General features: G+C 41.6%; 8 protein-coding genes. All 8 read right to left on the bottom strand.

The features are described from left to right. Positions 1–392: 392 nt before the first annotated feature. The 8 genes from ACOB82_RS09295 to ACOB82_RS09260 all read right to left on the bottom strand — a co-directional run bounded on the left by ACOB82_RS09295 (position 393) and on the right by ACOB82_RS09260 (position 12,169). Positions 393–1,151, bottom strand: a complete 759-nt coding sequence (locus ACOB82_RS09295; RefSeq protein ID WP_448212705.1) for an SDR family oxidoreductase — start codon at positions 1,149–1,151, stop codon at positions 393–395. 21 nt (positions 1,152–1,172) lie between these two features. Continuing rightward, a complete protein-coding gene (locus ACOB82_RS09290) occupies positions 1,173–2,072 on the bottom strand; it encodes an alpha/beta fold hydrolase (protein ID WP_448212704.1) in 900 nt (299 codons plus the stop codon). Between the two features lie 56 nt (positions 2,073–2,128). Next, positions 2,129–3,859 (bottom strand): IlvD/Edd family dehydratase, encoded by a 1,731-nt coding sequence (locus tag ACOB82_RS09285; RefSeq protein WP_448212703.1) that lies wholly within the window; start codon positions 3,857–3,859, stop codon positions 2,129–2,131. Positions 3,860–3,929: 70 nt separating this feature from the next. Next, positions 3,930–5,576 carry a dihydroxy-acid dehydratase gene (ilvD, locus tag ACOB82_RS09280; protein ID WP_448212702.1) on the bottom strand — a complete coding sequence of 549 codons (1,647 nt, stop codon included), beginning with the start codon at positions 5,574–5,576 and terminating at the stop codon, positions 3,930–3,932. A gap of 209 nt (positions 5,577–5,785) precedes the next feature. Beyond that, a complete protein-coding gene (alr, locus tag ACOB82_RS09275) occupies positions 5,786–6,853 on the bottom strand; it encodes an alanine racemase (RefSeq protein ID WP_448212701.1) in 1,068 nt (355 codons plus the stop codon). Between the two features lie 55 nt (positions 6,854–6,908). After that, positions 6,909–8,453, bottom strand: coding sequence for a long-chain-fatty-acid--CoA ligase (locus ACOB82_RS09270; RefSeq protein ID WP_448212700.1), 1,545 nt, complete (start codon positions 8,451–8,453; stop codon positions 6,909–6,911). A 24-nt stretch (positions 8,454–8,477) separates the two neighbouring features. Beyond that, positions 8,478–9,794: an amidohydrolase gene (locus tag ACOB82_RS09265; protein ID WP_448212699.1), complete on the bottom strand. Its 1,317-nt coding sequence runs from the start codon at positions 9,792–9,794 to the stop codon at positions 8,478–8,480. A gap of 59 nt (positions 9,795–9,853) precedes the next feature. Further along, positions 9,854–12,169: a TonB-dependent receptor gene (locus ACOB82_RS09260; RefSeq protein WP_448212698.1), complete on the bottom strand. Its 2,316-nt coding sequence runs from the start codon at positions 12,167–12,169 to the stop codon at positions 9,854–9,856. Between the last annotated feature and the right edge of the window lie 77 nt (positions 12,170–12,246).

Raw genomic sequence — 12,246 nt, 5'->3', positions numbered from 1 at the left:
TACGGTATGGCTGAAAGCCTTATCTTAGAGCCCCGGCGGCAAAGAATATTTCCTCGATGTGTGAAGAAACGACCCGCTCGGTACCCTATAAAAAGAAATGCCGCTCACCTTAAGTGAACGGCATTAGCTCATCAGAGCCGTTTTTTCTAGTGAAAGATCTATATTAACAAGCCTAATTACTGGTTTTTTCAATGGGAACATCGTTGCATATTGAGCTTGCAAAGTAGGCTGCTTATTATCCATTATCTCATTGTAGAAAAGGTGCTAATTCAGTGGAAAGGCCAGAATGTTCGCATTAGCTGATGGAATATCATGCTTACCTGCTCAAAGGTCAACACAATACCAAGCATCTGCTGACGTAAGCCAGCAGATGTGTTTTAACTTTTATTTGGTTAAGTTTTAACCATGCGGTTGTTGGTATGCCAACGGTTATTTGATGGGCTAATGACCATTTCATTAATACAAGCTCGCTTTGGCAGTTGTGCAATAAAGCCAATGGTATCGCCGACATCTTCTGGTTGCAGCGCAATGTCATAAGCACCTTCAGCAGCTGAACCACCCTCACGCTGTGCTGCAAAATCTGTTGCAACTTCGCCCGGTGAAATAACCGTAGAGCGAATACCATTATGACCTTCTTCGAGGTTCAGATTGTTACTCATTGCGATTAATGCAGTCTTCGATGTGCTATAAGCTGCGCCTGACAAGTACGTTAAATGTACGCCAGCCCATGAGGCAACGTTGACGATTAGGCCATCGTTGTTGCTGCGCATGGTTGGTAATAGAGCGTTAATACAATGATAGCTGCCGTTAATGTTAACGTTGATCACGTTTTCCCAGTCATCGCTTTCCATATTGTGCCAATGACGGGTTGGCAAATTAATAGCCGCATTGTTTACTAACACCGAAATATCACCGTGTTTTTGTTGTAAACGCTGGGCTACTTCATAGATATTGTTCTTATTGCCAATATCTAAAACCGCATAGTCGGCTCGACCTTGGGCTTGCTGGATCTGCGTCACTGTATCTATTAGCGGTTGTTCTCTGCGGCCAGAAACAATCACGGTTGCCCCCAACTCTGCCAGTTTTATCGCAGCGGCACGGCCAATGCCAGTGCCGCCCCCAGTTACCCAAGCTACTTTATTTTCTAACATGATGAAGCCTCCTAAATATGTTTAAACGGGTAGAACCGATAATTCGCGATAAAAGTCTGTCATGGCTTTAACACAAAGCTGTGGCGCTTCGATGATTGGAAAATGGCCGATTTCAGGTAAACGTATTAATTTCATATGAGGCAAAGTCTCAGCGATTACGTCACAGGCATGATTACCCGAAATGGGATCTTCAGTACCATTGATCATTATCATTGGCAGCTTGGTGTCTTTTAGCGCCTTTACCCAACGGCCAGTATGTTGGTGTCTATCTAGCATGTTATGACTTCTTCTCGCCAAGGATTCAACACCATTAACACTTTTAGATACTTGCCAAATAACCTCTAACGCCTCTTCAGGTGGCTTTTCAGTTCCCATGATGTCTTTAATCGCTTGATAAAATTGTGGCGGTGCTAATTGACGAGCAACCTCGCTGCCATTAGGGCCTGCCAGAGCAACCTGAACGTCTCTTGGTCTGTGTGCCGCCATAATAATACCACCATTAAAAAACACGCAACTATGGATAGCAAAACTCAATGCTTTGGCGTTTTGTCTGGCAATTAATTCTTGGCAAATCGAATCCCCCACATCGTGGCCAACAAGATGCACCTCATCGATGCACAGTTCTGCCATTAACTCCTCAATCATATCAGCGTGCTCATGCAAGGTGTAAACGCGGTGCGTTGGATTTTCAGACTGACCTGCATCCGCGATATCTGGTGCCACAATAGTGAATGTTTCCTGCAACTCATCGGCAATGTCCATCCAATCGACGCCCGCTGTAGGGTAGCCATGAACCATCAATAAAACTGGGCCATTACCCATTTTTCGGTACTTGATGACGGACTGACGCCATTGAAATGACTCACATTGTTCATACCAGTTATCGGTGTTTTCTTTAAAATTTTTATAGTCTTGTCCCATTAGAGTTTCTCTTTATTGTTCTGTTTATTGATCACAAACTTTATCGAAAAGGTTTATCAATGCGAGGGTTTAGGTAAGACAGCCTCGCCGCCACCAATCAAGAAATCAAAATCGGCACCCGTATCAGCTTGTGTAACATGACTGCGATATAAGTGTGCATACCCACGGCGTTCAGCTGCGGGTACATCAGGTGGTTGCCATTCTGCTTTTCTTGCTGCTAGCGTTTCATCACTGACGTGCAATTCTAAACGACGTGCGTTGACATCAAGCGTAATGGTATCGCCGTTTTTAACCAATGCTATTGGGCCACCCACAGCCGCTTCTGGTGCTGTGTGCAATACAACGGTACCAAAGGCAGTGCCACTCATTCGGGCATCTGAGATGCGGACCATATCGCGCACACCTTGTTCAAGGATCTTTGTAGGAAGTGACACATTACCGGTTTCTGGAAACCCCGGATACCCAACAGGGCCGCTGTTTTTTAATACAATAATGTCATCTGGCTTAATATCAAAGTCTGGCTCATTACTGGTTTGTCGGTACTCATCTAAGGATTCAAATACCACAGCTCTACCTGTATGTTGCATAAGTTCTGGTGAGGCGGCTGAGACTTTAATCACCGCTCCCTGCGGAGCCAAATTTCCCTTAAGTACAGCGATACCACCGTTTTCACAGAGTGGCTGTTCATAAGGCAAAATCACCTTGTCGTTATAACATTCGGCGTTGGCATTATTTTCACCAATTGTTTTTCCACTGACGGTTAACGCCTCGTTGTGCAGATGTTTTTTGATGCGATTGAGCACCACAGGTAAACCACCAGCATAATAAAAATCTTCCATCAAATATTGTCCCGAAGGCAATAGATTGACTAAAGTTGGGATGTCCTTGCCTAATCGATCCCAATCATCAAGGGTGATATCAATCCCCACTCGTCCGGCAATGGCGATCAGGTGAACTACGGTATTTGTTGAACCGCCAACTGCGGCATTTACTTTTATGGCGTTTTCAAACGCTTGTTTGGTAAGTATTTTTGATAATGGCACATCATCTTTGACCAAATCGACAATACGTCTGCCGACCATTTGCGCCATTAATTTTCGATTAGCGTCTGGGGCTGGAATTGCCGCGTTACCTGGTAATGCAATGCCCATTGCTTCGACCATACAGCCCATACTTGACGCCGTACCCATGGTCATGCAATTACCAACGGAGCGAGACATTTCAGCTTCTGTTTGATCAAATTCAGCTTCAGTCATCAGCCCAGCTTTTAATTCATTAAGGAATTTAAATGCGTGTGTGCCCGAACCAATGTCCTGTCCTTTGTGCTTGCCATTGAGCATGGGGCCGCCGGACAACACCATCGTGGGCAAGTTGCAACTGGCCGCGCCCATTAATAAGGCAGGTGTTGTTTTATCACAACCACATAGCAATACGACGCCATCCATTGGATTCGCTCTGATAGTCTCTTCAACATCCATTGACACCAAATTACGAAACATCATGGCTGTTGGACGCATAAGTGTTTCACCAAGACTGGTTACAGGAAATTCAACGGGCACACCACCTGCCTCGTAAATGCCGATTTTTACTTTTTCAGCCAATTCTCTAAAATGACCATTACAAGGTGTTAGTTCCGACCACGTATTACAGATGCCAATCACGGGACGGCCATCAAAAAAATCATCTGGTCGGCCTTGATTACGCATCCAACTACGATGTTGATAACTTTCTAATCGGTTACCATTAAACCATCCTTGGCTACGACGTTTTTTATTTGAATCGTTCATATTGAACTTATTGCGCAATTGAATTCAACTATTTCAATTAGCTTGAATAAATTTGCGCAACACGCCCCCTTTAATCTAATACCGCGCCGTATGATGCAGACTTGGCATATTTGCGATATCTATCCATATAACCAAAGCCAACATCTTTGATGGTTGGCTTCCAGCCAACTTTCCGTTGTTCGATGACATCGTCAGTTAAATCAACGTGAAGACTGCGATTTGGGATGTCAATGGTGATTATGTCGCCATCTTCAATGAAAGCAATTAAACCGCCATCAACGGCTTCTGGAGTAATATGTCCAACGCATGGACCTGAAGTAGCGCCTGAAAAACGCCCGTCGGTAACAAGGGCTGCAGAGCCCATTCCAGCCGCCTTGAGAGCTAACGTTGCACCGAGCATTTCAGGCATGCCAGGACCACCTTTCGGTCCCATGTATTTAAGAACAACAACTTCACCTTCATTGAGTTTACCGTCTTGAATATATTCAATAGCCTCTTCTTCACTATCAAAACATACCGCAGGGCCTGTAACTTTCATTAGCTCAGGTTTAACGCCTGCTTGTTTAATGACACTACCTTCTGTTGCTAAGTTACCGCGCAATACCGTAATGCCTGGCTCTTTACGGTGAGGGTTATCTCGAGTTGGGATCACGTTACGATTCAGTATTTTGGCATTGTCAATTGTTGCCTGTAATGGTTGGCCTGTCACGGTTAAGCAGTCAGTATTTAAGTCATTTTCCATTACTTTCATAACCGCTGGCATACCGCCAGCAGCCCATAAGTCTTGAACACCCCACGGGCCATTTGGACTGATAGCTAATAACGTCGGAATATGATCGACTTTTTCAAAACCGCTTACGTCTAATTCGATACCCGCGGAGTGAGCAATTGCAGGCAGATGAAGTGCAGCGTTGGTTGAACCGCCAATGGCCATATTCATAACCAAGGCATTGTCGAAGGCTTCTGTCGTTAGAATTTGACGAGCAGTAATGCCCTTATTGTAAAGATGGACAATGTGCTCGCCTGTCGCTCGTGCGGCAGCTAATTTATCCGCATGCCAAGCCGGAATGTTTGAACTTCCGGGTAAACAAATGCCTAATACCTCAGCCAAACACTGGAAAGTATTGGCCGTACCCATGATTTCACATGCACCGCACGTAGCGCAGTTAAATGTTTCACGCAGCATTTCAGGCTGTTTAAAATAATCATTATGGTCAATCGATGCGCTAAACTTTGGTGTGTTACGAATGTTGACTTGACCCGTACCGCCGGCTAGATATAGTGATGGCATATCAAGACGACCCATCGCCATCATCATTCCCGGATTAATTTTGTCACAACCCGCGATGAAAACAACAGCATCAAATGCTTGTGAGCGGATATGAGTTTCGACAATATCGGCAATAAGATCACGCTGAGCTAATACATAACGCATACCGTCGTGTGCCATGGCAACACCGTCGCATGGCGCTGGAACATTAAATTCGGCAACTTCACCACCAGCTGCAATGATTCCTTCTTTTACTTTTTGACCCAAGGTCGCTAAATGTGCATGGCCAGTGGTAAGATCACTATGGGAGTTAGCAATGGCAATCAAAGGTCTTTTTTTTATTCGCTCCATTGAATAGCCTGCTCCGCTAATTAAACCTTCACGAAATTGATTGAGGATATTGCTTGCACTTTTATACAGAATTTCACTATTTTTCTTGGAAGCCATAATTTTTCCTAGCTCAGTTCATTTAAAAGTGATTCTAGAATGAATGATTAGGAGTTTATGTAACTAATGTTCCATTCAGATAGAGAGTTATTTTGTCATATTAACTTTTAACTAATCAGGCTGAGTTTTACTTGGATAAACGGGGACTTAAACTATCAAGACTTATCATTCATTAGTGTGCAGGTGAAATTTTACTCATATAAGCGATTTTATAAATTAACGATACTTTTTACTCTACTAGTCAAACGAGTCAATAACTCATAACCGATAGTATTAGCATGACGAGCGACAATCTCGACTGGAAGATTATCACCCCATAACGTGGCCGTATCTCCAACTTCTACCTCTGTTGTTGGCCCAAGATCAACAGTAATCATATCCATTGAAACCGTGCCAACAAGCGGAAATATCTCATTGTTTATCATTACGGGGGTTCCGTTTGTTGCACTTCGCGGGTAACCATCACCATAACCAATAGCTAAAACAGCCAAGTTGATGTCTCGTGTGGATTGCCAACGCCCTCCATAACCAACAAAAGCGTTTGCTTTAATCTTCTTTACTGCAATGACCTTGGTTTTGAAGTTCATTACTGGTAACAAACCTAGTTCTTTTCCTGTTCTATGAAGAAAAGGTGATACGCCATACAGCATGATCCCAGGCCTTACCCAATCATATCCATTGGTTCCATTGAGGATCACTGCAGAATTTGCAATGCTTTTGAGACTACAAAAGTCATGGGTTAACTCAACAAATTGATTGATTTGTTGCGAGGTTCTCTGGTTATTGGGTTCATCCGCGCAAGCCATATGGGTGAATAACCTTAGTTCAATCAATGGATCGCCACTGAGCACATTATATGCGTCAATATACTCTTTATCATTAAAGCCTAATCGACACATACCAGAATCATACTTTAACCAAACCGTTAACACTTCGTTTAATTTTTCAGATTGCAATAATTGCAGTTGCTCTTTGTTATGAATTGCTATTTGAAAGTCATAAGCAATTGCTGTCCGAAGCTCTTGTTTATCGAAACATCCTTCCATTAATACAACGTCCGTTGTTATCCCAACTTGACGTATTTGAATGGCTTCATCCAAACGAGCCACTCCAAGTGCATCCGAATGGTGTAGAGCATACGCACACGTAACTAAACCGTGTCCGTATGCGTCAGCTTTAACCATAGACAAAATCTTTGCAGATTTATCCATGGTTTTAACTATATTAAGGTTATGCTCAAGAGCACTAAGGTTTATTTCTTTATAAGCTACTTGCATGAAGATATACAGCCATAATCAGTAAAACTTTTATAGGAAAAAAGAAATAGTAAGGTTAATCCCTTAATTTTCTTCTCAAGATTTTACCAACTGAACTCTTAGGTAGTTCATCAACAATGACTATTTTTTTGGGGACTTTGTATGACGTTAGTTTTTGTCGACAAAAATCGATCAATTCACTGTCGGAAAGTTCAGCGTTGACTGTAATGTAAGCGACTACCTTTTCACCCGTTTTGGCATCTGATTCGCCAATTACAGCGACTTCTATTACTTTAGGATGAGCAGCGATGACGTCTTCCACTTGGTTTGGATAGACATTGAATCCGGAGACAATAATCATATCCTTAATACGATCAACAATTTTGTAATTTCCGTTTTCTAATTTAACCGCCATATCACCGGTAGCAAAGAAACCATCAGCATTGATTGCTTTTGAAGTTTCTTCAGGTTTATTCCAATAACCTACCATCACTTGTGGTCCACGAACGTATAACTCACCTGCTTCACCATCCGCAACTTCTTTGTTTTCTTTGTCAAAGAGCTTAATTTCGGTGTCTTGACACGCTGGACCAACGGCACCTATCTCTTCGCTTCCTGGTATATTCAAACAGACAACAGGTGAGGTTTCGGATAAACCATAACCTTCAGTAATCGAACATCCTGTCACACTCGACCATGCCGCTGCCGCACTTGAAGTTAGTGTAGAGCCTCCAGAGACGGTTAGCTTCAGAGCAGAAAAATCAAATGCTTTAAATTTTGGGTGCTGACTTAACCCGACGAATAACGTGTTAATACCTGCAAACGCTGTGAACTTTTTATTTTCCAACGCACCTAAGAATGCATCTACATCACTTGGATTAGGAATAAGTAACGTTGAGCAGCCTGCGCCAGCAAAGACAAACAAGCTTAATTGCAACGCGTAGATGTGATACAGCGGTAAAGGACAAACGAGCGTTTCTTCATTAGGAAGGATTTTGGTTTGCAGCCGTTCAAACACTTGGCGTCTATTGGATAACATGTTCTTATGAGTTAAACATGCACCTTTTGATACGCCAGTTGTGCCTCCGGTATATTGCAGGATGCAAACATCGTTTTCTTCCGCTGTAACGGATACATATTCTAAATCGGCACCTTGTTTAAGGGCATGGTTAAAGCCGGTATACTCACAACTGACGTCTAGTTGTTCTGTTAACATATCGGCGGGATCAGTGACCACGACTAAATCGAGATTTACGTCATTTTTAATAGCCTCTAATTTGTCACAAAAAGTCGTTAAAATGATAATTGCTTTCGCGCCTGAGTCATTTATTTGTGCTTTCATCTCTTCAGGCGTATACATAGGATTCAAATTCACAACGGTTAACCCCGCGCGAATTGCGCCATAAAAAGCAATTGGGAATTGGACCAAGTTAGGTAATTGAATTGCTATTCGGTCGCCTTTTTGTAATCCCTGTGAAGTTAACCAACTTGCCATATTTTTTGATTTTTCATCAATTTCAGCAAAAGTATGGTCTTTACCCAAACAAGTAAATGCCACATTTGCGTTGTTTTCAGCTAGGGCTTGATCGATAAATTGGTTAATAGTTTTTGCTGTTGACATTTTTTTACCTTTTTACTTATTTTTTTATTTGTTAGGTTTTAGGAGTTTTAATGCAATAGCCGACAGTGCTTCTGTGCCGGTCGCGATTGCATCTAGTTCTACTTTAAAATTCGGATTATGATTAAAGGCAGGGTATATCCCTTTTTGCATATCTTGGTAAAGGGATTTAGGGCCCACGCCAACTTCCATCAACAGGGTTTGGGTGTTTTTAAAAGGTTTCGCTAACATGTGAAAATCTTCCGAGCCCATTACTGGCGGTAATCCTTTGACAACCCTTTTTTCACCTAGCTGATCGACCAGAGCAGGTTTCACTAATTCGACAAGCTGACTGTCGTTATACACAGGCTCAACATCAGCGCCAAATTCATATTCTGGCATCTTATCTTCGGGTACATTAAATGTTGCTGCCACATTATCAGAAACTCGTTTAACACCAGCTACCATGACATCACGCTCTTTTTTTCTATACCAGCGCATATTAAGTCTTAGTTTTGCCTGATCTGGGATAATATTTCCTCGTTCGCCGGCGTTAAATGCACCTACGGTTAAGGTCGCTTTTTGCGATTGATCGACTTGTCTACTGCGAATGGTTTGATAGCCCATAACCGCCATTGAACCCATCACTACAGGGTCTATCGCGACATGAGGCATGGAACCATGACCTCCAACACCATGAATGGTCACATCCAAATTGGTTGTTGCCGCCATTCTCGGGCCGGCCTTTAACGCAACTGTTCCTGCCGGGTGCAAAGGAATAGTATGAGCCGAGACAAGGTAGTCAGGAGGAGGAATTATTTTTGACAGTCCATCTTCCACCATACTCTCTGCTCCCGTCATTACTTCTTCAGCAGGTTGTGCAATAAGAACCAATGTGCCTTGCCATTGCTCTTTTAATTCAACCATTTGCCTAGCAACACCAAGTAACCATGTAACATGTGCATCATGGCCACATCCATGCATTACTGGATGAGATTCTCCAGACAAACTTTTAGCATAGGCTGTACTGGCGTAATCAAGGTCTGTTGTTTCTTTTATCGGTAAACCATCCATATCGGCTCTGATCGCAACCGTTGGACCTTGGCCATTTTTTAATATGCCAACAACCCCTGTACGAGCGATTTCAGTTTTTACGTCGTAACCAAGCTCATTCAGTTGCTTTGCGATAAGAGCGGCAGTATTAAACTCCATATAAGCGAGTTCTGGATTTTGATGAAGTTGCTGAAACAAAGAAATGAGTCGCTTTTCATCTTGTTTGACATTTTGCTGTAATGTATTTGCATTAATTACAAATGTAGTGAAGCTCAGTGATAAAATCACCAAGGGTATTGATAGATTGAACATGATTTATATAACCTATTGTGAATAGAGGCTCTTGTGAGCCTCATTTAGATAGTCAAAGCTTACTCGCCAAAATAATATTTAAAGCTTAATCCGTAAGTTTGCGGAGTTCCCCATGTACCTCTTTCTATCCTTAAGAAATTAAGTCCACGCTCAGTCATATATTCTTCATCAGTTAAATTTTTCACCCAAAGCTTAGCTTCCCATTTGTTTTCATAAACATAGCGTATAGATGCATCAACGAGAGAATAGCCCTCAATTAATTGTTTAGGTAAATTGGCAGGATCTGAATAGCTATCATCGGTAACACTGTAATCCATGCTGTAGATTAAATATCCCGAAGACACTTCTTGAGTATATTGTGCTGAAAAGTATGCTTTATATTTAGGCGCATTGGACAAATAATTACCGGCATAATTATTGTCAATGAGCTGTCCATCAGATCCTTTAACCTGATTGCTAAATTCATCGTAAACAGCGTCAAGAATGGTGACATTAGCCGTTAACTCTAAGTTTTCAGTTGCAAACCATCGTGACTCAATTTCAATTCCCTTGTTATCAACCTTACCTGCATTGGTCAGTTCAAGCGCTGAGGTATTGATTCCATTTTCAACAAATTGAAAGATTTGGTAGTCGTCGTATTTTGCATTAAAAACCGAAGCATTAAACCGCAATGTATCATCCAGAACCGTTGATTTAATACCAAATTCAATATTGTTGACTACTTCGTCTTTGTATTCGAGTCTATCTACACCTGTCGTTCTAAAATCAGCATTCCAACCACCACTTTTAAACGCTCTTGAATACTTACCATAGAACATAATTTTGTCATCATATTGATAATTAATACCAAAACTTGGTGAAAGATCAGATTCTTTACGATTTCGGTCAATATCAGAGTAATTAATTGCACCTAGCCAAAAGCCCGGAGACTGAGTTAGAGGCAGTGCGCCACCAAATGCAGCCTCTAATGCCGCAGCGGTTGCCGGATCGTTGTTAACACTGTTTTGTTCAAAACTTAACGATTTTTCTTCTGAGGTATATCGCAAACCTAATGTTAATTCTAGTTGCTCACTTGGACGATAATTACCATGGAAATATACCGCCTTAGTTAGATTGTCCAATTCGCTAGGAATTGTTGTATAACCTGCTAGAGCTTCAGCGTTCGCAGCAATAATCGATTGAATACTCTCAGGCAAATTTGGCACAACAAGAACATTTAATCCCATTGCAGGTATACTAACTTTCCTCTCTGTCGATGTTTTTGCATCAAAATAATAAACACCCGCTACCCAGTCATAATTATCGTAAATTGGAGAAACTAATCTAAATTCCTGTGAAAACTGTTCATAGTCTTCACCTAGATCAACGTTATTAAATAAATTGAATGGCGTGAAGTCTTCATCAGAATTAGCAAGTGATTCACCATTACGAAGTGCCGAAATAGAACTTAATTGAAAATCATTGGCAAAAGTATAATTAATCGTAAGTGCTTGTCCTGAATACGTGACCTTGTCATTAGGAACATATTCACTGGCATCGGTATAAGGTTTTAACTTTATGTTACCTAGTAGTGGATGTTGCTCAAAAATTACAGACGGATGCATTTCTGAAGAACTATCTGTATAGTCGGCAGTTAAAATCAGCTCTAACTGGTCATTTGGCACATAGCGCAATTGACCTCGTGCAGATTCTAGCTCCGAATCACCCACATCTTTATTTAAGGTTGGGTTGTGGTAATAGCCATCTTGACTGCTTTTACTTACAGAAATTGATGCAAATAAAGTATCAGTCAATGGACCATTTAAATAAACAGCCGCATTTTTTTTGTTATATGAACCAACATCTACATTTATTTGTCCTTCAAATACATCGTCAGCTTTTTTTGTGTTTAAATTTATTGCTCCTGAAACGGTATTTTTACCAAATAGGGTTCCTTGCGGTCCTCTAAGTATTTCAACACTTTCTAATCCAATTAAGCTTTGATTAGAGCTAAACGAACGTCCCTGATAAACACCATCAATGTATATTCCTGTTCGACTATCTACACCAACATTACGACCATAATCGACAACACCTCTCAGCCCCATAGTTCCGCGACTGCCTGAAGAACCACCAAATTGAAGCGATGGTGCAGCACGGGTCAAATCGTCAATTTGAGCAGCCCCTAGTCGCTCAATCGATTCTTCACCAAACGCTTGCATCGCGATTGGTACTTCTTGGCTTGACTGTGATCTTTTTTGAGCAGTTACTTGGATAACCTCAAATTCTTGCTTTTTTAATTCTTTTGTTGGCTCGGCATCTTGAGCCAGAACACTAGCACTGCATAATACTGCTACTACACCTATACAGGTTTTGGAAAGTTTGAATTTTGTCATAGTTATTATATTTCCTAGTCATTTGTACGTTATTTTCAATCAAAATACTGCACACAACAAAAGAAAACTTGACATTT

The sequence above is a fragment of the Colwellia sp. MEBiC06753 genome, from assembly GCF_053470325.1.
The sequence above is the reverse complement of the archived record's forward strand: the minus strand, read 5'-3'. Positions and strand labels throughout refer to the sequence as shown.